This is a genomic window from Microcoleus sp. AT3-D2 (assembly GCF_036705715.1).
Lineage (GTDB): Bacteria > Cyanobacteriota > Cyanobacteriia > Cyanobacteriales > Microcoleaceae > Microcoleus.
The window spans coordinates 1-22913 of sequence record NZ_JAUBVE010000093.1 but is presented as its reverse complement, the minus strand read 5'-3'; the positions used below and the strand labels follow the sequence as shown (position 1 = coordinate 22913).

20 protein-coding genes are annotated in these 22913 nt (G+C 46.3%); 8 read left to right on the top strand and 12 right to left on the bottom strand.

What is annotated here, in order from left to right; all coding sequences use genetic code 11:
* Window positions 1-194: 194 nt before the first annotated feature.
* Complete coding sequence (locus tag QUB44_RS27105) at window positions 195-2261, bottom strand: carotenoid oxygenase family protein (RefSeq protein ID WP_333372394.1); 2067 nt, start codon at window positions 2259-2261, stop codon at window positions 195-197.
* Window positions 2262-2842: 581 nt separating this feature from the next.
* On the opposite strand from QUB44_RS27105, the gene surE reads away from it, so the two are divergent.
* A complete protein-coding gene (gene surE, locus QUB44_RS27100; RefSeq protein ID WP_333372392.1) occupies window positions 2843-3520 on the top strand; it encodes a 5'/3'-nucleotidase SurE in 678 nt (225 codons plus the stop codon).
* Window positions 3521-4745: 1225 nt separating this feature from the next.
* Window positions 4746-5618: a pentapeptide repeat-containing protein gene (locus QUB44_RS27095; RefSeq protein WP_333166440.1), complete on the top strand. Its 873-nt coding sequence runs from the start codon at window positions 4746-4748 to the stop codon at window positions 5616-5618.
* Window positions 5619-5764: 146 nt separating this feature from the next.
* Here the strand turns inward: QUB44_RS27095 and QUB44_RS27090 are convergent, their stop codons facing one another.
* From QUB44_RS27090 to QUB44_RS27055, 8 genes are all read right to left on the bottom strand, one after another.
* Window positions 5765-6979, bottom strand: a complete 1215-nt coding sequence (locus tag QUB44_RS27090) for an FAD-dependent oxidoreductase (protein ID WP_333372390.1) — start codon at window positions 6977-6979, stop codon at window positions 5765-5767.
* 374 nt (window positions 6980-7353) lie between these two features.
* A complete protein-coding gene (locus tag QUB44_RS27085) occupies window positions 7354-8886 on the bottom strand; it encodes an NAD(P)/FAD-dependent oxidoreductase (protein WP_333372388.1) in 1533 nt (510 codons plus the stop codon).
* A gap of 305 nt (window positions 8887-9191) precedes the next feature.
* Window positions 9192-9677 (bottom strand): CRR6 family NdhI maturation factor, encoded by a 486-nt coding sequence (locus QUB44_RS27080; protein ID WP_333372386.1) that lies wholly within the window; start codon window positions 9675-9677, stop codon window positions 9192-9194.
* Between the two features lie 174 nt (window positions 9678-9851).
* The gene (locus QUB44_RS27075; RefSeq protein WP_333372384.1) at window positions 9852-11801 is read right to left on the bottom strand and encodes a DUF3685 domain-containing protein; all 1950 of its coding nucleotides are present in this window, start codon (window positions 11799-11801) and stop codon (window positions 9852-9854) included.
* A 47-nt stretch (window positions 11802-11848) separates the two neighbouring features.
* Entirely contained in the window at window positions 11849-14068 is a 2220-nt protein-coding gene (locus QUB44_RS27070; RefSeq protein ID WP_333372382.1) for a hypothetical protein, read from the bottom strand.
* A gap of 735 nt (window positions 14069-14803) precedes the next feature.
* Window positions 14804-15268 (bottom strand): Fur family transcriptional regulator, encoded by a 465-nt coding sequence (locus tag QUB44_RS27065; RefSeq protein WP_333372380.1) that lies wholly within the window; start codon window positions 15266-15268, stop codon window positions 14804-14806.
* 229 nt (window positions 15269-15497) lie between these two features.
* A complete protein-coding gene (locus tag QUB44_RS27060) occupies window positions 15498-16556 on the bottom strand; it encodes an Hpt domain-containing protein (RefSeq protein WP_333372378.1) in 1059 nt (352 codons plus the stop codon).
* 82 nt (window positions 16557-16638) lie between these two features.
* Window positions 16639-16893, bottom strand: a complete 255-nt coding sequence (locus tag QUB44_RS27055; RefSeq protein WP_333166462.1) for a hypothetical protein — start codon at window positions 16891-16893, stop codon at window positions 16639-16641.
* A 270-nt stretch (window positions 16894-17163) separates the two neighbouring features.
* Here QUB44_RS27055 and QUB44_RS27050 point away from each other — a divergent pair, with 270 nt between their 5' ends.
* From QUB44_RS27050 to QUB44_RS27035, 4 genes are all read left to right on the top strand, one after another.
* Window positions 17164-17424 (top strand): sulfiredoxin, encoded by a 261-nt coding sequence (locus tag QUB44_RS27050; RefSeq protein ID WP_333372377.1) that lies wholly within the window; start codon window positions 17164-17166, stop codon window positions 17422-17424.
* Between the two features lie 95 nt (window positions 17425-17519).
* Window positions 17520-18068, top strand: coding sequence for a DNA starvation/stationary phase protection protein Dps (gene dps, locus QUB44_RS27045; RefSeq protein ID WP_333372375.1), 549 nt, complete (start codon window positions 17520-17522; stop codon window positions 18066-18068).
* A gap of 44 nt (window positions 18069-18112) precedes the next feature.
* Complete coding sequence (locus QUB44_RS27040; RefSeq protein WP_333372373.1) at window positions 18113-18817, top strand: helix-turn-helix domain-containing protein; 705 nt, start codon at window positions 18113-18115, stop codon at window positions 18815-18817.
* A 239-nt stretch (window positions 18818-19056) separates the two neighbouring features.
* Window positions 19057-19383: an STAS domain-containing protein gene (locus QUB44_RS27035; RefSeq protein WP_333029330.1), complete on the top strand. Its 327-nt coding sequence runs from the start codon at window positions 19057-19059 to the stop codon at window positions 19381-19383.
* Between the two features lie 56 nt (window positions 19384-19439).
* Here the strand turns inward: QUB44_RS27035 and QUB44_RS27030 are convergent, their stop codons facing one another.
* Complete coding sequence (locus QUB44_RS27030; protein ID WP_333372371.1) at window positions 19440-20576, bottom strand: SpoIIE family protein phosphatase; 1137 nt, start codon at window positions 20574-20576, stop codon at window positions 19440-19442.
* 432 nt (window positions 20577-21008) lie between these two features.
* Here QUB44_RS27030 and QUB44_RS27025 point away from each other — a divergent pair, with 432 nt between their 5' ends.
* Entirely contained in the window at window positions 21009-21488 is a 480-nt protein-coding gene (locus QUB44_RS27025) for an anti-sigma regulatory factor (protein ID WP_333372369.1), read from the top strand.
* Window positions 21489-21604: 116 nt separating this feature from the next.
* Here QUB44_RS27025 and QUB44_RS27020 read toward each other — a convergent pair whose 3' ends face one another.
* Complete coding sequence (locus QUB44_RS27020; protein WP_333372367.1) at window positions 21605-21727, bottom strand: hypothetical protein; 123 nt, start codon at window positions 21725-21727, stop codon at window positions 21605-21607.
* Between the two features lie 265 nt (window positions 21728-21992).
* On the opposite strand from QUB44_RS27020, the gene QUB44_RS27015 reads away from it, so the two are divergent.
* A complete protein-coding gene (locus QUB44_RS27015) occupies window positions 21993-22310 on the top strand; it encodes a hypothetical protein (RefSeq protein ID WP_333372365.1) in 318 nt (105 codons plus the stop codon).
* Between the two features lie 266 nt (window positions 22311-22576).
* On the opposite strand, the gene QUB44_RS27010 is transcribed toward QUB44_RS27015, so the two are convergent.
* Window positions 22577-22913: ISAzo13-like element transposase-related protein (locus QUB44_RS27010; protein ID WP_445299930.1), on the bottom strand; the 337-nt coding region annotated here is incomplete at its 5' end.

Genomic DNA, 22913 nt, shown 5'->3' with positions numbered 1-22913 from the left:
CTATCCTTGCTCTTCGCTGTGCTTATCTCAACGGTCAACTTTCAATTTGATGTATTTGCCAAACTGAGATGCACCCGATGCGATCTTCCTTCGGAGACGCTGTGGCATCGCAAGACGCAATTTATACTATTTTATGGGTTCAATGGCAGGGAAAGCTCGCTTTCAAGAATTTTGCTGTTGCTACAATCCCACTTTTAAGTAGATTTTGTATCTCCATCAAAGTGCGGATACACCTCATTATCAAACAACTCCTGGATCTCTTTCTTGATTTCTGGAGGGTAAGGAAACTGTTTTACTAAGTCTTGGTAATCCGGCTTCACCGGAACGTTATACCTAGCTTGGCGAGCTCCGATAGTGGGCAACCATACTGCGTGCAAAGTTAACCCAAAGTTGAGTGAGGGATGACTCAGTTTCCACTGTGGTCCCTGCTTCAAGTCCCATGCCTCAAAAATCCAGATTTCGTAACTATTGCCAAACCAAACAGTACAGAGAATATAACCATTCGTTGAACTGTTACCATCCCCGCGCGGTACGAACTGGGGCGATAGACCAATATGACCGGGAGGAAATTCATAGCAGTCAGCAATCTTCATCGAGTTGGTTGACGCCGTATCCACTCGAAATAAACAACTGGGTCTGCCCTCTTCTTCAGCAATTCTGAGCAGTTCTTGCAACGGTACTTTTTGATTTTTATAGTGCTTGTACAGGTCGCATATAAACTCTGTTATCAAATCCTTCCACAGTCCCAAAGAAACCCAGTAGATATTGTCAATTTTTTCTGGAGGTAAGGTTGGATAAATGGGTGAAGGCAGTCGCTCAAGGTAAGCATAGAGTGCTATTCCCCAAGTACACCTGCATTCTTCCGCTTCTGGCGAAAAGACCTCTGGGATGACTTTTTGCTCAACGATTTCTCCAGTCTTTCCATCAATCTCATAACGTCCCAAACGACTGATGTCCATCTCGCTCTGTTCCATTCCAAGCAGGCGAGACGGTAAAGGTTTATAGGGAGGATAAGCGGATACATCATAGTCCCTTATCCATTCACCTACATCCCAAGCACAAGTATGCACCGCATGGAGGACAATCTTTCTATTTGGATTGTCATAGTCCACGAGAAAGTGAGTACATTCGAGTGGGAGTTCTAGCTTCTGGACGACAATTTTTACTTCTTGCTCATTTCGTACTGGACGTTGTCCTGCTTTCAGGCGATCGCGACGCACGATATATATCGTCGTATAGGGTAACATTGGACGATCCAGTTTTTTTCTAATAAATCTTGCTAGATCCTTATTTTTAGGAAAAGGGTTATTGATTGTCTGCCACAGTTCGCATTTGAATGATGTGTCCATTAGCACTATGTAATCTTGAGTTACCCCAATTTGATGCACGCATTGCTTAATCTTGACTGGTGAGCCATCAGGCAAAACTAGCCGCCATCGTTCTAGTTCTCCTTCACCATCCCAACGAATTAGATAAAAGAAATCCTCGAAAGGCGCGAACTTTTCCAAAAATTGAGGAGCTTCTGGAAAAAGCTTCTCTCCTTCTTCAATCAGCTTATTGACCGCCTCAACAAAAGGGAAAGTTCCGAGAAAGCTACCTAATGACCTCCCATAATTGACAGTAAACATTTCGCTTGTACGAACATCAAAAACTGGATGTGCAGTAGTTAGAACTGGCTGAAAAGGAAAATTTAGTTTAGTCTCTCCTCGCCACTCTTTGTTCCACCCCACGGGAGTCACAACTTTAAGGGTTTCTGTATCAATTTCATAGTGACGACCTGCATCGTAATTAACCAGCAAGCGTTCCTGGAAGTCCTCAGCAAATTTCATTGGCATGAAAGCAATACTCAAGTTATTGCGAGAGCCAAGAGCGAGAGAAAAGCGAATTATACCATGATTGCCGAATCGGTACTTGGCATACTTTTTGAGAGACCAGGTGGCTTGATCGGCATAATAATCTGGTGGTTTGACAATCCGTGTCTTTAGACGTACTTCACTCTTGTTATTAAAGTCCAGTCGGTAAATCATGCCGTCGCCATTTAAGAATGAATCTCCGCTTTTGAAGGGAAGGCCTCCAGAGTGAACTGTACCGACTGGTGCAATGATAAAGACATGACCCCGCAAGTCATCTGGTAAGTCTTTCTCACCCATCTTGGTAATATTTAGTTTGATGTCGGTGAGTTCATCCCGTTTAGCTTTGACAAGCGATTCGGGAACTGGGGGACAGCCTGCTTTGGTGTTGCTTTTAGTGGGTTCGCTCATGTGGCTCTCCTGAGTTAAAATGTAATAATGGTAACAGTGTAGATAAGTATTTGATTTATGAATGGGAAATGAGGACTGTAACTTAGATACTATCTTTGATAAAGATTTGATATCTATTCTCCCATCCCCTGCCTCAAAGCCCAATTGGAATCGACATTAACTTATTATCGGCTCTCTCGTACTTATGGTGATAATGCAAGCTAATAATTTAGCACGATCGAGGGTTTCAATGTTCAGTCTCAGATACTTAGTATCTTCTGCTACTTTTAACACCAAGCATCGGGGAGAGCCGAGGAAAAAATTATGTGATTAATTGATGTTTGCATCGACACTGATGTCATGAATGCTGCACTTGGGCAAGCGTAACAAGTCGCTTTAGCTGTCATATCAAGGTGCGACTCGGCTAAAATGTGGCGCGCCACATTTCTGGGGCAACTGTTCAATTAATGCCATGATATAAATGTGTGGCAATGCTCATACTGACGATCGCCACCAACTAACAACCAATTTGGGCTAAAGCTACCAGAAGGTTGCCAGCATCTGCGCTCTCAAATCGGTTCTATAAAACCGAAACATTTTTAATGACGATAATTTTAACCAACGACGACGGCATCGATGCTCCGGGGATTCAGGCACTTTTGCAGGCTGTCAGCGGCAAAACAATTATGGTGGCTCCGCAGGGGCAATTGTCGGGCTGCGGGCATCAAGTGACGGCTCACAGTCCGATTCATGTCGATCGGCGATCGTCCGTGGAATATGCTGTGGGGGGAACACCGGCAGATTGCGTGCGAATCGCTCTTCATCACGTTTGTGCGAAGCCGGATTTGGTGCTTTCGGGGATTAACGCGGGTGGTAATTTGGGCGTTGACGTGTACATTTCGGGTACGGTTGCTGCGGTGCGGGAAGCTGCAATGCACGGTATTCCCGGTATCGCAATTTCCCACCGGATTAAAAGGCCGCTCGAAATTGACTGGGATGTCGCGACTCGCTGGACATCGCGGGTGTTGGTGGATTTGCTCAACCGGGAACTAAAGTCTGGGTGTTTCTGGAATGTGAATTTTCCGCATTTAGCGCCGGGAAGTGCGGAACCGGAAATTGTGTTTTGCCAACCTTCGACGCAGCCGCTGCCGGTTGAGTACAAAATGGAGGGAGAATACTTTTATTATGTCGGAGAATATGGGAATCGCGATCGGGCGGCGGGGACTGATGTTGACGTGTGTTTTGGGGGTAATATTGCGGTGACTGAGATATCGCTGTGATAGATTTGGGCGATCGAACTATAGCCTTTCTCAGCAACATGAGGTGCTCTCGCGGACATAGGGCATAGGGCATAGGACATCAGTTGCGAGCGGTGTGTACCTCATTTTATTGAGAACCGCTATATATTTTTTTTGCCAAGTATAAATAAATGGTGTTAAATTCGATCGGCGACAGAATGTTCCATATTCATGGCTAAAAACAGATTTTATTGTACTTTGGGTTTAGCACTGCATATACCCTAGGTATAATAAACCTGTTTTCAGATTATCCCCAAATAGGATATTGTGATTTATTCAGAATTGATACTAATAAAAATTAAACAAAATTAATCACAGCTCAGAGAGTGGCAGCTATCTCTACTTGCGGCCCTCGCTGCTACCATAATTTTTTTTGTCATCCTTCGGCTTAGCAACACCATCAGGTTGTTTCTTTGGCTTTTTGACTTCTTTGTTGCTTCTTCTTTCTTTTGACATGATCTTTCCTCAATTTTGACTCAGCATAACATAGATTGACACATTTGCCTAACTGCCAGTAGAGGGGGGTAATCCTATACAGCTATTACTCGCTGTTAGTTTTGTACAATCTGCAGTATATTATCCGCTAGCTTTTGAACGAATACCCTCTACCGTTAGGCATATGGATAAATTCCTCAGAAGTACAATGTCGGAAATTACTTTTAACCCCGATGACTCAAGGAAATATTGAAAAGCACGATCGTCTAACTGCTGCGAGACAACCGAGAAAAATTCTCGCTGATTAAGCTGTTGTTCGACATTTAATTTTAATGAAAAATGACAGTAGATCAAATATGGAGCTATGACCATGCCAGCCTTCGCGACACCTGACGGAAAAACAACAACAAATTTGCAGTCTCGGTTTAAAAAAGCTGTGAGCCACAGTGGACAACAAGAATATTGATTTTAACTATTGATTAACACTTCGGACAGTGTTTGATGGCTTACCTACTGAGAATAACGGTTTCACGAATCTCAGTACGATCGCAACGCTTGCCGAAGCACACTAGAGACCCAGGATAAATCAAGGGTTTCAGACTATGATCTCAAAACGGTCGGGACTCTGGAAAAAGCACAAAGTATATGTATAAATATAAAGTTAATTGTCAGCTTTCTTGAAAGTGCGATCGCATCCGCTCGGTTAGATATAAAATATCTATAAAGAGTGTTTATTTCTAGATAAATTTCCGCTATTAGGAATGTGACCCGTATGGAAGTAACCGAGCTGCTCAAAGAGTACGAAAATGGAAACAGAGACTTTGCTGACGCAAACCTCAGCGGAGCAAACCTCAGCGGAGCTATGTTGGTCGGCGTAAACCTTTCGAGGGCTAACCTGTCGGGAGCTAACCTGAGTCGGGCGCATCTGACCAAAGCAGAACTCAACGGCGCAAACCTTTACCGAGCAAATTTGAGTTTTGCCAAAATGGGCCAAGCCAGACTAGCGGACGCAGAGCTTACAAAAGCCAATCTCAGCGGAGCTTTCCTCGTCAAAGCAAAACTACCCAGAGCAAAGTTGAGTGGCGCCCAACTCATCGGTAGCAACCTGCGGAGCGCCATCCTCTGGAACGCCAATTTGTGTACAGCCGACCTGCAATTCATCAACCTGCGGGGCGCGAACCTCACGGGAGCAAACCTCAATTGGGCCAACTGCGGAGGGGCAAAACTCAGCGGTGCAAAGCTTTTTGGCGCTCAACTAACAGGCATCTATCTCAGCAAAGCTTATATCAATGGCATCGACCTGAGCAGGACGGATCTCAATGGCATCAACCTGAGCGAAGCCAAACTGAACGGGGTAAATTTGGAAGGCTCGAACTTGTTAGCCGCCAATCTCAGCGGGGCTCAGTTGCGGGGCGTCCAGTTGATGGGAGCAGATTTAACCAGGGCAAATCTGGTGGGGGTTTCTTTGGTGCAAGCAAACCTCGATTGGGCTAGGCTGTGCTATGCAGACTTGAGCGAAGCCGACTTGAGCGGCGCAAGTTTCACGGGAACCAACTTTGAGGGTACTCAGTTAGCCGGATCAACAATCCCCCCATCTTTGAGCAATGATGTCTACTTAACTGCAGCACGTGGTGTCGCAGCTTAGGCAAGGCCAAAAATTAATTTCGCATCCGAGTCGACGACTCTCGCATTGGTTTAACTTTTGATGCCGACATCATTACTTTTGTGAGAGTGTTGCACCGGCAAGAAATTTACTGATATTTGCAAGAGTTTGTAGCATCACAATTGAGCTCACCCAATTAATTTCGCGACTCGCAAAGCAGAGGTAATAGCTCCTTCGTGCAAACCATTCCCCAAATAAGCTCCCGCATGATAAGTGTTGTTCTCGCCATTAGTCTCTATAACTTCATCTCGATATCGAAAAGACTCGACAGTGTACAGCGGCGTGTGATGTTTCTGAATGTGAATAATCTCTTTTTTGGCGATCGACTCCTCCAATTGAAATGCTAAACTGTACTCTCGTGGCGAGGAGATACCGCAAAGCTGATTTAAGCTCGCATTATATCCCCATCCGTTGTCCGTCTCGAAAAAATCAAATTCTGATAACTTACGGATACCGTAGCGATCGTACATCGATGTATCCGAATGCAGTACAGTGGTTGCATAATTGGGTTCCCACGCCGAAAACCGCTTCGTTTCCGCCTCCGTCGGATCAGACAACAGCCTCATCACTTGGTCTGGTGGCATCGCAAAAACCACCTTATCAAATTCCTGACTCTCCCCATTAGAAAGCACAATTTTTACAGCATCAGCACTTCTGAAAGTCTTGGCAATTTCCACATTCAGCCGTATATTGCCCTTAAACCGCTGCAGAATCTTTTCAATGTAAGAATACACCCCGCCTTTAATCCTCACCCAGTTGACCGAGGCATAGTCGCGCAGAACAGGCAGCGCTAATTCCGACGGAAAATTATCGAGCGATTCAAACGGTATCGAGTAGCTGTACATCGTCAGCAACTTCAGCCAATAATTGCGGATGCACGAGCTTTTCAAACTCTGAGAAAGTGGCATATCGTAGAAATCGTGCTGTTTAGCAAACCGCATTTTTAAAATAAATGCAGCCGAACGAGCATAGATACTATCGAGCCGCAAATACTCGATCAGGCGTTGGATTCCGGTAAAATTTTTCCGGATAGAGACCTTAGACAAAAAGTGATCGCCATCTTTAAGAAATAGCGCGGAACCAATCTGCACGGGTTCTAATTCAACGCCTAGCTCCTGCATAAAAGCCACGAAATTGTAAAACACAGTCGGAAATTCTAGTACACCATTTTCTAATATTTCATTGCACTCAGATTGATTGGGCGCAACATTTTTGTTAAGCGTCCGAATGTGTCCGCCTAAAATCGGCTGCTTTTCTAATACAGTGACGTGATGTCCCTGTTTATCGAGCCAGTAGGCTGCTGCCATACCGCTCGCTCCGCCCCCAATAATTGCAATTCTCATAGTTCACTCCTAGATTGATAGAAGGAAGTTCGGCAACGGATTCTGTAACGGATGTAACGGATGTAACGGATGTCAGTCGGAAGAAGGAAGTTCGGCAACAGATTCGCTTTCTTCGGATGTAACGGATGTTAGGAAGAAGGAAGAACTTCTCGTTTCCAGATAGAAACTGGGAACGCATTTCACTGTTGCTGTGCCTCGTCATTTTTAAGAGGAGGCAGAGCCTCCAGAAATTCATTCCTTGGCTCTGCCAAGGAACGAGATAATGAGAGCAGAAACGAGAGATTTTTAAGAGGAGGCAGGGCAAGAGTGAAATTCATTCCTTGGCTTTGCCAAGGAACTAGAGAAAAAGGAAAATAACCAATTGCTAATTTTCCTTAGCCTAAAATCGCATCGCCGGATAAACGTTGATAAAGCAGCGCGCCCGTCCAAAATGTCGGTGCAAAGCCTGGATAGCCCGACGAGGCGTTGCAGAAGTAGAAATTGTTGAGGGATGTTTCATGATTTAGTCGATCGACCCCCATGTTGCGCGGCGTCAGGCTGGAACCGTAGGAATTACCGTTAGGACACCAACAGAAGCGCTCGTTAGTCGTCGGACTTCCGGTAATATGAAAGACCATGTGTTTGCGGAAATTCGGAACATAGTGTTTTTCCACAACATCTAAAATCGAGTCCAGAATCTCTTGTTTCTTCTGTCTGTAAGCTTTGCGATCGGTCTCCCAAAGCTGTTTAAAATAGCTGTAATTAGCAACAGTCAGAAATTCGACAATTTGACAATCTTCAGGACAATCCCGCCGCGCTTCCGTCAGTAAAGTTGGCGTTGTAATTGCAAAGCTCGGACGAGAAAAATCATTTTGCTCATACATTTGAGCAAACGCTTCATTTAGATCCAGGTGTTCCGAATGAAACGTATTCCACTTGCCAAATCCATAGTCTCGGAGATCGATATCTTTGACAACGCAGTACACCATGTAGTTAGAGGCAGAATACTCATAGTTGAGTTTCCGTCGCACTGTTTTAGAGAACTGTTCCTCTCCAATCATCTTGGCTGCTCTTTTCGGGTCAAGGTTGCAAATCACCGTGTCGCCCGTGAATTCATGGGTTTGATGGGTGGTCAAATCCATCGCTTCAACACCAGCTAATGTTCTGTTTGTTACCCTAAAATTCGTGACTTCATGATTTAATAGAACTTTCCCCCCGTTGGATTCAATGACATTAACTAAAGAATTGATGACATCTTCAAAATGCTGCGTCGGGTAAAATGCACCTTCTTGATAGCCTCTAAACAAGGCAATCCAAGCATAGAAAGAAAGCTGATTTGGCGGCAGCAAAAAGTCTGGCCATTGCAGGGCTAATAGGGTTTGGGCGGCTTGCGGGAGTTGGAACTTGTCGAAAACGTCTTGAAGTGTACTGTTGAGGTGTTGGACAGCACAGAATACGTCACCGAAATTTTTGACTAATTCAATTGGTTTGACGGGAGGAGCGAGTTTTCTGAGTCCGTTGCCGGTTTTCTCGACTTCGTTGACGAATTGGCTAATTCTCTCGCCCGCTTCGGGAAACAGCGCCGACAATCTGCGGATCAGTTCCTCTGGTTCCGAGGGAATATCGAGCGCATATCCAGGCATTCTCATGTGGTCGTAGCCATTCGGATCGTACCGTTCAAAGGTGACATCTCGATCGAGACCGAGCTTTTTGAGAACTCGATTGACTGTATGTCCTTCGCCGCAGTCCCAAACGTAGTGGAATTGGGCATTAAATGTGTATTTGTTGGCCATCGTAAAGGTGTGACCAAAGCCTCCGGGATGCTCGTGAGCTTCGAGGATGTGTACGGTTTTGCCGGAGTTTGCCATCAAAGCTCCGAAAACCAGTGCTGATAAACCACTGCCGACGATGAGGTAATCTGTTGTCATGGTAAATTTCCTCGATCGATTGAATAGGGCGATCGTTGTCTATTTAAACTAACTATCAATTCTGAGAAAATTCTGAAGTCCAGCAACAATTTTTTGAGGCGCGCTGGTTTAAGGATTGTATTAAAGTCTGAGTACGGTTGCTGTTAAGCTTAATCAAGCTGTTGTGGATAGAACATATAGCTGGGGAGGCGGACTGGAAAGCCCGCCACACAAGGGAAGAAACCGGGTTTATACCTTTGTTGGTAACTCTTAAGGTATAGAGTAGCCTACCTAATTAGGACGATTTTAATTTGAGGCGCAATCGCTTATTTGTGGGGCACGATCACATCAAAAAAAGCATCTTCCAAATCATAACCAAACATCTGCGACATGGCCATCAACTTCGATTTACTGGGGATTCCCTGCTGATTCAACCAATCAGTCAACACAAAAATTTTGTTCATCAAAAACATTTCCAAAGCTTCAGGATTGTACTGAATACCTTGGGTGCGGTGGAACTGGTGCGGCACCAACATCGCCGCATAGCGCGCCAATTCTCCCGCTTTCCAATCCAGCAAAAATGGCAGCCAAGGGTAACAAGCATCCAAGCGGATAAACCACAGCCGCACTTCGGGAATTTCCGAAATTTCTCGCGGATCTAACTCTTCGCGTGGATACTCAATCTCAAATTGTAGCTGTTGTTCGTTTTGGGCGATCGCTCCTTCGGCCACCCACTTTTCAATTACAGTCCGCACCGGAGACAAATCTAAACTGTTTATGCGATCGGCATCTATCGCTATCATAATACTCATAAAAAGTCAACCCATTTTAAATTTTAGATTAATCCCACAGATAAATCCGGGGGCCCAGGATCCAATTGCTTTTGGTCAACTGTCTACCATTTAGTTATCATACCACCAGCTATAAATATTTTAGCTCACTCATAACTACCAACTAATGACTAATGACTAATGACTAATGACTAATCACCCATTTTTCCCAAACTTACTATCTTGCAAAGAATTACCAATCCCCTGGATAATTCCCCGCCCAATCAAACCAATTCCCCGCCCTATAACCTGAGTCAAAACGTAAACAACGCCAGCACCCAACAGCGAAATAACCGCGCGAACTCTAGGTGCGATCGCATCCCTGGTTTCCAGCAGCAAAGTCAAGGCTAACTGCCACCCAGACAACTGTGCTAACTCCAGATTTCTCGGAGCATAAATAGAAATTCTCTTAATTCCAGAATCGCCCAAAACAAACAGCCAAAACCTGCTTTCAAAAATAGCTTTCGGTTCCACAAAATATCTATCCCAGCTATATCTCCACGACAAATCATTCCGAAATTTCTCAATTTCTCGCGTCGAAATCAACTTACCATCGTAAAAAATTTGCTTGATTTCTTCAATATTTGCCAAATTATTTAGTAGAGGCTGTACCACTCCGCTAGCAACTTGAATTGCCAAATTTTCCAACAAAGCCTCAGCTCGCTGCATTGCTTCCGGGCTGCCAGCAACACAAGAAATATTATCAACTGTTAGAGGAATTTCAAATAGCAAATGTGCAAAAAAATCAACTGTCATCGGTATTTTGTCAAGGATTTGTGATGCAACTACATCAGCATCTGCCAGCAGCACCGGCACAACTTCTACGCCGCTGCCTGCCAAGAGATAAGCAGCGCTTTCCCCTTGACTTTCTGCAACTTTCAAGCTTGTTTGACTGCTATCAAAAACCAGATTTTCTCCCGTTGGCAGTGTATAGTATCTGCCAAAAAAATCTATGATTGTCGCCTCCCACAAATCCCGTAAAATAGCAGGCATTTTTTGCGACAATTGAGTTTGCTGCACTTGCGAAAAGCGCAATTCCTCCAGCAAATCCTTTAACTTCCGCAGGATGGAACTCATCAATTCACGCTTTTTGGTCGATCGCAAAATATCGATTTCCAAAGGCAAGCCAGTCAAATTCACCAAATCAAACTGCAATTTAGCTGCCACTGAGTCAAACAAGCTATTTTGCCAATTAGTTGCCACGGGCAAATATTTCGCCGAAACTTGGGAATTCGCTAATTGCAATTGAGAATTATTTAACAAATTCTCGCCTCTTATTTCTGCTTTCTCCCCTCTGCCTTCTATCCTCTGCTTTTTGCCTTCTGCCTTCTGCCTTCTGCCTTCTGCCTTCTCCCCTTTTCCTTCAAATAATAACTGAGTGACAATCCAGCGAGCTGCTAGCAATTCTCTGCGGCGCCCGCTGAGTACAACCCCATCTAAAATAGATGGCAAATCTGTCGGAGCTGCCGCTTTAATATCTTGCAAATCAGCTTGGACAACCGCCAAAGTTGCATCTATTTCCCGTAGTCCAGAAAGACAAAAATAAGCCAGCATTTTTTTGTGTACTGGCGTATCAACTGTTGAATTATTTACATTTTTCTCTGCAAATGCTGCATAGTTTTCTACTGTTTGAACTACCGCTGCATTTAGTTCTATTTCCGGGTTAGTTGCCGCATCCGTCGCCAAATAAGTGCGACCAGATGCAACCGCGCGAATAGCTTCGATTGTCAAGGAAATATCTCTACCTTTAGGACAATAGCCATTCGCGCCCGTAGCCTGTACCTCCGCCAACAGCTCCGGTGTCAGCGGCCCGCCTAGTAGCAACAGGGGCAGGTTGGGGTACAAACTTTTGAGTTCGCGACAAAAGGCCAGGGCCTCTGTTTGGCCCGATCGCAAATTTAAAGTCTCAACAGCCAGAATTACCAAATCTGCAGGCTTCTTGGCAGCTCCAGAGCCGATAGAGCGAGCTTCTAGAACCCGCAAAGCCTCGGTTGCCGTTGAAACCTCTGCAACAACTTGCAAGTCTGGATACTGCTCGCAAGCAACTCGCAGCCCCAGCCGGAAAATGGGGTCGCCCTCGATCGTCAGCACTTGGAAATTACTCACTTGATTTTAGATTTGAGATTTGAGAGAGCGATCGCGCGAAAACCCAATTACTCCGGGAGCAAATTAGCATCAGGAGGCCCAGCCGATTCAGGAATCGAGGGCGGCGCGGGTTCCGGAGCCGGAGCCGGAGGAGCAGGTTCCGGAGCCGGAGCCGGGGCCTCTTCTCGCGCGGGCGGATAGTAAGGTTCCGGCTCCCTCGCGGGCGGATAGTAAGTTTCTGGTTCCGGCTCTCTAGCAGGCGGATAGTAAGGTTCCGGCTCTCTAGCAGGCGGATAGTAAGGTTCGGGAGCCGGGGCCTCTTGTCTCGCAGGCGGATAGTAAGGCTCTGGCTCTGGCGCGTACTCCTCCTGTCGCGGAGCTGGCGCGTACTCCTCCTGTCGCGGAGCTGGCGCGTACTCCTCCTGTTGCGGAGCTGGCGCGTAGTCGCGAGCGGGTTCCGGCGCGTAATCGCGAGCGGGTTCCGGCGGCGGTGCACTGTTGGCTCTGAGTTCAGCACTCCAGCGCCCGATCGCACTTGCGGCCTCTGAATACAGCGCCCTACCGTAACCGATTTGGGAAGCCGTATCGATCGCCGCTCCTAGACTGCCTTGAGATGCCAATTCCGCAGCTCGATCGAGAATCGGCCGGTCTTGAGCAACTTGCAGTTCGCTCACCCACTGATAGACATTATCTTGAGCTTTCGCGTACAAAGTCCTACCGCTCTTAATTTGCGAAGCTTTTTCAATAGCAGCACTAAGTTTTCCTTGCTTCGCCAGGGCTATCGCTTCATCCAAAAAAGGCTGATCTTGAATAACTTCTATGCGTTTCGTCCACTGAGCCAAGAGAGTTTGCGCTTCTATCCTGCGGGGGCGGTTTTGAGCAACCAGGACTAACTGAGCCATACCGCCCTTGAGTCCTTCAACCGTCTGCGCTTGGGCCAACTGCTTCGCCAGAGTCAGAAAAGATTGGTCTTCGATCCGCTGAATTTCCCGACGCCAAGCAGCCACCAAAGTTTGAGCGTGAATCCGCCGCGGTTGCTTAAGTCCGATGGTTTGCGCTTGCTCGATCGCGAGTCCAAACGTCCCTATCTGACCAAAACTAGCGATCGTACTCGCCACTTGCAGCCGCAGCAAATCTTGAAACTGCACCTGTAAAGTTTCAATTTGAACTTGAGCTTGCTTGTACAGAGGGCGACCCGGAGCTATTTGGCTAGCAGCCCCCTGCCCTTCGAGCAAGCTAAAAATGTGTTGTGGCAGCGGAGTTGATATCGACTGGTTCCACGTCACTGCCTGAGCCCTACCCAACTGCATCAAATCTTGAGCTTCCGCAAACAGTAGCGAATCCTGTGGCACAACAGAAGCAGCCTCGATCGCCCCCGGCAAATCTTTCGCCTCCAACCGCTTAGTAGCCATTGCCAGCAAAGTCCGACTCCAGCCCTCAATTTCCTTCTCAGCTTTAGCGCGGGCAAAAAGCTGCGAGTCTATTTTACGAGCCAGGACGATCGCCTCAGCGAACTTTTGCGGAGTTTCGTCCTTCGCCAAATCTCTAGCCTCTTGCAAGCGCTGCCAGCCGTTTCTTTCCAAAGAAATCTGCTGGATCAGCTCGTTGTAACGCTTCTGACTCCAGAAAATATTTTCCAGCTTAAATAGAGCTTGAGCATAATCCCAGGCTTTCCTTAAATCCTCACTTTTCAAAGCTGCTAGGGCTGTATCGTAGAGTTTTTGGCCCTCCTGCCAATTTTTTTCCCAAGCAGTAACAGCCTCTTCTACCTCGGGGTAAGACGGACTGGTTTTCGGAATTTTCGCCACAATCTCCAGGGCGCCTTTCAAATCGCCCTTCTCAATTTTTGCCCTGGCAAATCCCAGAATGGCTTTCGACCATTCCCCTATCAAATGTTGACCCTGCGAGTATAGCGGATGTTCTTTTGGCCAAGCCTGCACCAGTGCCATTGCCGATTCTAGCTGTTCCAGCTTGCCCGACTTAGCAGCTTGTTGAGCGCAGTAAAGTCGCTCTCCATCCGCCGCCAGTGGCGACAGTTGCTGGCAATTGGGCGGCGGCGGCATCGTCAGCAACCACAGAAATGCAGCGGCACCTGTTACTCCAAATCCCACCAGGAGACTCAGCCAGATAAGCTGCCACTGCCAAAAAGTTCTTTTTCCCTCGGTTGGCTGCGCCGTTACTGAGGAACTCGCATCGCCTGTCGCCTCTGCACTGAACTGTGCCGTCGGTTTGGGGGATGGGTTGTATTGCGGTGGTATGTGGAATTGGTCAGATTGTCGTCTCGCCATTACTTCAGCCTGTCCTGTAATGCGCACTCTTCACGTGACACTCCCACATCAAATCATAGATTGTGATGTGGGCTTCTAACTCCTGTCAAGGAGATCGAGAACTTCCTTCAAGGTACTGGCAATCTTTCCCTCTACGGCGTTTTATAGTGAGGTTTGTGTCTGGCCCCACTGGTTGCTTCCGAGTATTTTAGGCTCTCGAAGCACGTAAATCATACCAGTTATCACACAATTATTGACAGAACCCGGGGCCGTTTAGCAGAAAAAACAGTATAAAGCCCCGTCAGTCCATCAATTTTAGATTTTAGATTTTAGATTTTAGATTTTAGAATTGACTCTGCACATGAATTGTGAGATCGATTAAACTAAGGTCTAATATTAAATCCGGATCAGAAATTCCCTTATCAGACTCAGCGGTTTCAACCGCAACTACACAAACTTTCGTCTCCTCCAAGCCGATTAAAAAATCAAGGGGACACTACAGCCGGATTTGGTTTACACTTTTACGTGTAGCCGGTAGAACTGATTTTTTGGTTTAGTCGTAAATTTTATTCCCGATCGCCAAACTTGTCGATCAAGTTTCATTTTTCTGTTTTCATTTTTTTTCTACTGTGCCGAATTCCGGTGGGCCACGGCAGAAAAACCGATCAAACCGAGCTAAATACTTGAATCATTTTATACGACCGATCAGCCCAGTACAAATATCGGTTTTGCTTCCCACAGCCGCTGCTTTATCCGTTACGAAGCCTTGGGCGTATCGCTGACAGTCGATGCTTGCGTAGCGGACTCTGCCGAGCGATATCCGTAGAAATCTATCCGGTAGTCTACAATTTTGACACCCGTTTGCTCTTGGATTAGCTCGATCAAGTCGATCGGCAGTTCCACATGAACGTCTAGAATCTGAGCCGTATCAAGACAATTGACATGAGAGTGAGAGTCGCTGACATTGCCGTACAAGCGTCCCTCCGAGCGTTCTATGCACTCAATAATCCCTGCTCTCGACAAAGCTTCTAGATTTTGATAAACAGAAGTATGCCCGATCGAATGCGCTTGTTTGTTGAGGCGATCGTAAATTTCGCGAGCCGAGAGGTGTTCTTTTGCCTCCCACAAAAGTTCTAGAATAAATCGACGCTGGCGGCTCAAGCGCATTCCCATCGCCTGACAGCGGTTTAAAGCATCTTCTAATGAACTAATTGGTTTCACAGCTACCGCCTTATAAAGCCTGCTCGATTTTTAATTCTGGTACAATATTGCACGCCTACATATTCACTAATTCTAACGCAGGCTTGCCCAACAGTAGAAGGTAGAGGGCAAAAATATCGAGTGAGTGAATTTTTTCGAGTTACTGCTCAACGAGCGGCTGCCAGCACCCACCAGAAAATTATCCGCCTCACAAATATTGCTTTGATTCTATCTTCTACTGCAACACCTCCTAGTTCGAGGATTTGATGGCGTTAACCAGTAACTTGGCGATTTCCGAGAGTTGCTTTTTGTTGAAAGTTTTGAGCAAAAGCTTGACTACGGCCTTCGGTTCGGCGGGAAGTGCGACTTGCTTCGACGCTGCGGCTGGGGCTACTGGGTCTGCTGGGGCTGCTGGTTTTGGGCTTGCTGCCAAAAGTAGCAAATTTTTACTCGGAACGATCGCCTTGACTTTCCCCACTTGTACTAAATCGCCAGCTTCCTTGAGTTCTTTGATAATCAGCGGAGCTAAGACTTTATAAGAGTTTTTGGGATTAACGATCGCTGCTCTAGCGGTTTTAACTAAATTTTGCCAAGTCTCAATTTTACCTCCCAACTTATAGAGGCGAACGCACACAGCCGTCAACTCAGAGCGACTAGCAGGCGATTCTTTCTGCTTGAACACCTGCAACATTTCTTTGAGTAAAGTCATCACTTCAACAGCAAAATTTGGCGGCACAGCGCCCGCTGTTGCAGCGGCGGGGGCACCAGACCCAGCAGCCTGCACTTTTCCCGACGCCAATTTATTGAGGTGAGTTTCCAGTTGAGCAAAAACAGGCATCACCTGCTGCACAAGTTTTTCTCCCTCCTCATTCCTCAAGCCGAAAGGCCCCTCCAGTCGCCCCAGCAAGTCCTTAAGCGTATCAACTCCCTTTAAAAATAGGGATTCTGCCGTTTGGTCAACCTGCTTGACGGGCCCGTCCTTGAGAACCTTAAAACAATCTTCCAAGCGGTGAGAGGTTGTTTTAATACTATCTAAGCCAAGCATAGCCGCCCCTCCTTTCACGGAATGGGCGGCTCGAAACATCTCTTGGACGCTTTCGGGGTCTTTCATCGTGGACTTTAAATCCACTAAACCATTTTCTAGAGTATCGAGGTGCTCCTTAGCCTCCTCTATAAACAAACGCATAATTCGGTCTTGCTGATCTGACACGACAGTCCTCCTAACAATCTGTGCACCCTCCAGAAAGCACCCTCTTCGCGGGAGAAAACACGACTCCTGCCAAAAGTCGGAACCTCCCATGCAAAACATTCTAGCCTGCCTCAGCTAGCAGACTCAAAATACTGTTGTCAGGGCAATCTTAGCTCTAAAACTGGTGCGGTGGAGATTGAGGCTAGAGTTCTGAGGGAGTATCTGGAGCGATTTCAATGCCCATCCCTTGTTTCATCATCTGCTGATTCGTAATCAAGTCGTTTAACTCCTTGACTTCGACGCCGATGTCTTGGCAAGCCTTTTTTAGTTCCCGCTCGAAGGTGCTGAGGTCGCCTCCGTAGCCACAAAGCTTCGCGGCGGTGGCGATTCCTTGTTGGGCGTTAGCTTTGGCGCAGTCGATCAATTCAATTCCTTTGAGGGGTTGGGAGGATGCCATAATTTCAAGCCACAATTTATCTTTTCTCCTACTGTACCTAGAAGGTTGAGGTCGATCGATCTATCGAAAGGCATGAAAAAGCCTGTCTGTGCTGAGTGTTGCCAATTCATAGCTATTTGTATGGGATTTCCGGGCCAGATAGCAGTAGTTGGGATTTTCTAACCCCTATATTCCCCGCAGAAACCAGGTTTTTGCGTAAGTCCTAATTTTTGTTGCCAAGTCGAAGTCATTACGAGTATGATTTAAGTACAAGCAAAAAAGAGACCCGCCATGAGGATAGAAGAAATTCCCCTCAACCAGATTCGCCGCCCCCTGCCGCGAGTCAACGACCAAACCAAAGTAGCCGCCCTCATGGAATCCATCCGCGAGGTAGGTTTAAACGAACCCATCGATGTGCTAGAAGTAGATGGAAACTATTACGGATTTTCCGGCTGCCACCGCTACGAAGCTTGCCAGCGTCTCGGTTTAGAAACTATCCGCTGTAAAGTACGCCGAGCTACCCGTGCGGTGTTGCAGATGCACTTAGCCTGAGCCTCTCAATAGAAATTCACGACAGGCAAACATTCAATCGCCCAAACCTTTCTAAGAAGTTCGATCGACAATCACTAATAACAAGCTAAAAACCTATGACTACCAACAACCACAAACAACATCTTTACGCTACCCGCATCGATATGTCAGCGGCCACCCGCTCTCAAGTAGTCGGGCTGCTCAACGCCACGCTGGCAACGACTCTGGACTTAAAAACTCAAGTCAAGCAAGCTCACTGGAACGTCAAAGGCATGGACTTCTACCAGTTGCACTTGCTATTTGACGAAATGGCAACAGAACTCGAAGAATACATCGATTTGGTTGCCGAACGGGTCACAGCTTTGGGCGGTTTGGCTGTAGGAACAGCCCGCACAGCCGCCGCAGATTCGATTTTGCCAGAATTTCCTTTCGACATTTTAGACGGGAAAGAATATGTGACGGCTTTGGCCGATCGCTACGCACCCTACGCCCAACACTTGCGAGTCGCCATCGGCAAAGCAGACGAACTCGGCGATGCCGATACAGCGGATCTCTACACCGAAATTTCGCGGACAATTGACAAGCGTTTGTGGTTCCTAGAAGCGCATTTGCAAGGTTCTGCGACAACTGCAACAGTCGCCGCCGAAAAAGTTGCCGTCAAATAGCCACAAAAAAAGTTGTGGGGTGGGCGTCCGAGCCCGCCCCACAGATGTATTTCCTTAAGGCTCGTGACAGTTTACGATCGAGAATATGTCCATTTATTAATTTGGATGAGTTTTTCGTGACTGCCAATATTCCAGATTATGCTCCTCAACTGCAACGCCTGATGGAACAGGCGGGGCTTTCGAGCGATCGAGAACTCAGCAAAAAAGCAGGAGTTTCCGACATCCAGCTAAGTCGCCTGCGTCGCGGCTTAGCTTTGCAAACCCGAGCCGACATCCTGCTCAAAATTAGTCAAGCTTTGCAAATTTCCTTAACCGAACTGCTGGCAACCTTGACGCCAAACTATGTAGAGTTAGAACAGGCACCACCGACAGCCCTAGAACAAGAATATCAGCGCCTGCAAGCTTCGATCAAACAGCAGCGAGAATCTTTGATGCAGGAATTCCAGCTATCTAGTGTGCAAATTTTAGAATCTTGGATGTTGCAGTGGCCGACTGCAGCAAGCAAAGCTCAGGAAAATCACAACTTGCGGGCTCAGAAACTACTGCCCCTGCTGCGGCCCGTCGAGCAGTTATTAGAGCATTGGGGAGTGGAGTCGATCGCCCCAGTCGGAGCCGAGATTCCCTACAACCCTCAACAGCACCAGCTCATGGAAGGAACAGCCGAGCCCGGAGATCCCGTCAAAGTCCGCTACACAGGCTACAGACAAGGCGAAAAACTGCTCTACCGCGCCAAAGTTAGCCGAGTTTGATTAATACCAGAAGGCCTTCGGCAGGACAAAGATTGTCCCTATCTTAAAATTCACTCCCGGCGAAGGGCTGCGACTCTGAGCAGCGTTACGATCCGCGACGAGCACCATCTTTTGCACTCAAAACTATTCTCCCGCTCTCAGGCTCTGGTGCTTTCCCCCTCTCTTATTTGGATCAGAGTCCATCTCGCAGCTATACTAGCCTAGTCTGGCTAGAAATTCTGACATTCCCACCGCAAAATATGAGTCCTGTAGTTAAAATTATTCAGCCCTCTGGCATTTTAGACGGCACCAAGGCAAGTCAATTCCGCCAAGAGATTAGCGACCTAGTGGAAGCGGGAGCCGATGTGGTATTGATAGACTTCACTGATGTGACATTTATGGATAGTTCTGGTTTAGGCGCTTTAGTCTTGGCGCTTAAAACAGTCCGGGCCGCTGGGAGTCAATTAGTTGTTTGTTCTATCAACGAGCAAATCCGCATCTTATTTGAACTCACCAGCATGGATCGAGTTTTCGAGATATTTCCGACCCGCGATGCTTTTAATAGCAAAATTCTCTCAACTAACTAAATCCTTGAGCTGCTGCCTTCTTGCTATTTGGTCGCAGATGCAATGCAAGAAGTCAGCTAGCCAAAGTTTACCTTGAGTAAAGACCAATCATCATCAAAAACTGCTTTAGCGTTCAACTTTTGAATGTAGTTCAAAACCAGCTCTAACTGGTCGGCACTTGCACCGTTGTAAGCTGCTAACAGGTCGATAAAAGGGTCAAGCCCCCAGATATTGCCGTCAGGTTGGTGGATCTCGTATACCCCGTCGCTAAAGATGTAGAGAGTGCTCAAATCCTCGACATCGCAGCAATTATCGACATAGGGGGCGTCGGGGAACATCCCCACCGGCATTCCGGGGGTTTTTAATCGCTGGATTTTAACGGTGCTCGCAGGGGACTGAGAAATCAACACGGCTGGTGGATGACCGGCGCTAGCATAAACTAGCTGGCGAGAAATGCGGTTGTAAACCCCATACCAGATGGTGAAATACTTATCGTTTTGGTAGCTCATCTGGAAGGTGGTGTTCAGGGCGCGCAAAACGTCGCTGGGTTTGTAATAGTCTATGTTGGGGAGCGTGCGCGATCGCAGCAAATTCAGCACGGCCACCGAAGGCAGCGCCGCCCGCAAACCGTGACCGGCTACGTCTAGCAAGTAAATCGCCAAATAATCGGCATCTAGCCAGTTGTAGTCGAAGCAATCTCCCCCCAACTGCCGGGAGGGAATGAATTTTGCTTCGATGCTGAAAGGTTCCGTCATCGGATCTGGCAGCAGCGATTGCACGTACTCGGCGGCCTCGGCTAACTCTGCTTCCAGATTTTGCTTGGCTATTTTCAAATCTCGGCTGAGTTGGTGCAGCCTCAATCCCGCGCGTACTCTTGCCTGTAACTCGTTGAGTTCGATCGGCTTCGAGATAAAATCGTCGGCACCGGCGTCGAGGCCTTTGACTCGATCGGCGATCGAACCCAAAGAAGTCAACAAAAAGAATTGTGTAGTTGACAGATCCGGATCTGCCTTAACTCGACGGCAGACATCGATGCCGGTCAAGCGCGGCATGATCCAATCGCAAATTATCAGGGCCGGACGCAATTTTTGCGCCTGGGCTACACCGTCTTCGCCATTGCTTGCTACTGTTACTTCGTAACCCTGTTTTTTCAGGGTTCTTCTCAGCAGTTCTTGAACAGCCGTATCATCGTCAATAACCAGAATTTGAAACATGGGCACTTAGGTACTACAAGTTTTTCAAGGTCTGGGGGTCATTTAAAATATATCCTGTCAGCGCCCTTGTCTGAGATTGAGTATAGTTGATTGACATCGCTTTCGAGGTAATTGCTTTTGAGGGCGGGTCGTTGAGTTCAATTTACGTTAAAATTTGATGGAAATTTGGCGCGATCGAACTTCACTCAGTTTATACTCAGAATATAAATTTTTATAGACTTTTATTTGCCACAGGCGCTGGTTGACATAGAAATGCTATTTATGGTATAGTTACAAACCGATTAGTGGATTAGACATTTATCCACGCCCCACCAAAGCTAGCATCCTCAAACTACCATTCAATTTAGCCGCCGTTATACTTTGTCTCGTTGTATTTTATCTGGTTGTATTTTGTCTCGTTGTATTTTGCCCACGGGCCGATGAAGAACTTCTGTGGTGAGCGTGATTGAATTAAAGGGTTCCGAAAAGTTGCCGATGCTAAAAAAAGCGGATCTTCAAGTCAATACAGGTCTGAATGGATTAAGCTGGGTTTTGTCGTGGTTTGCACAATTGTACGACTCGCGAATTCCTACAAGTGTGTGGATACGGTGTCAGTTAGCTTTGGCTGAGGGCTTTACGAATGCGGTGCGTCACGCCCACAAGGGCAAACCAGCGGATTTGCCTGTTGACATTCAGGTGGCCGTGTTCGCTGAATCTTTAGAGATTAAAATTTGGGACTCGGGCGATCCGTTTGATTTAGAGAAAAAAATCAAAGATATTGCGGAAAAAGTCGATATTCACTCTCCGGGCGGGCGGGGTCTAAAATTGATCAAAGACATCGCAGACAGTATGAGTTACGAGAGAACGGCTGATGGACGGAACTGTTTGTCGATCGTCAAAAATTATTCGCCCTGTATCGACGATCGAAAATAACACTAATGTTTTTAGCGGGTAAGGGTTGACGGTAGCCCCTCAACCCTTCCCTAATAACCCTGCTTGACTGTTAAGCTGCGTAGCAGCTTACGATCTTTTGCTTTGACTGCACCGCCCTACATAGTAGAAATTCCCATAGCATCGGTATTTCCCCCATTAACTTGTTGCCAAAGTGTGCTATGGATTGCTTCTTGTTGAATCAAATCTGTATGGCTAACCTGATACCACAATACTGCCATTTTCCAGCACAAACATCTTATCTGCACCCAAGGCATGAGCCATACGGTGGGTAATCATAATAATTGTAAGTTCTTTAGTAACAATACTCCGGACAGTTTTTAAAGAGGGATGCGACGCCTACGGCAAGCAACGCTTACGCAATAAATCACAGAAGCGAAAAAAGTGAGTGCAATCTGAACCCAAAATGAACAGAAAAAAAGGCGCTGTTTTAGGTTAAGCTATAAAAATAAGCTATAAAAACACACAAGCTTAACAGATTGCCTGATGAAGATTATTGAATCAATCTTACAACAAATGCCAGGGATTAGTCAACCCCAAAAGAAGTTTTTAATCACTTTATTCTCAACTATGTTGCTTGTTTATGGCCAGGTCAACTTCACCAATCTCAGTCGTTATAGTTGTTTGAGCGAAAAAACCTACCATCGTCACTTTCTCAAAAGCTTTAACTTTCCACAATTCAATCAATATTTCCTCGAAAAAGCCTTAAATCCTGAACACACCGTCATTGCTGTTATTGATTGTTCTTTCTTAAGAAAAAGCGGCAAAAAAACTGACGGTAAAGCTTATTTTTATAATGTGTAGCGGGAAAATCGGAAGAGGGATTGGAAATTTATGTGATTTCTATTGTCGAAATTGAGACTCGTTTATCTTCTAGTTTAAGTGTACAACAAACTCCATCACGTCCTCAAATAAAGCCCGTAAAAAAATTGCCCAAAAATCCGAAAAAGAGCTGGTCAAAAAAATCTCGTAAAAAACCAGACTCTCAAGGGTGCATCTCTGTTTGGCAAATACATCAAATTGAAAGTTGACCGTTGAGATAAGGAATGAAAAATAAATAACTTAATGAATTACTCAGGTTGGGGTACGGCTCGATAATTCCATTTGGGCAAATATTCGTCAAAAACAATTTGCATAGTATTTTTGAAATTATCAGCCACCTTTCGACCAGTTTGATAAACTTTATTAAGGATATTTACAGCTACAGATAGTCCCGTTTTAGTGTGAGTTTTTTCTACGAGAACTTTCACTAATTCTAAACTTGTAAAAATTACTCCTTGACCAGCCCTGGTAATATGAGGAAAAAGTCGATGTTCTATCGGATTATATTTATAGCGATCGCAAATGATTTGTAAATCATAAATTGTGTATAATGAGGACGTAAATCTAAGTAGGAGTTGAGATGTC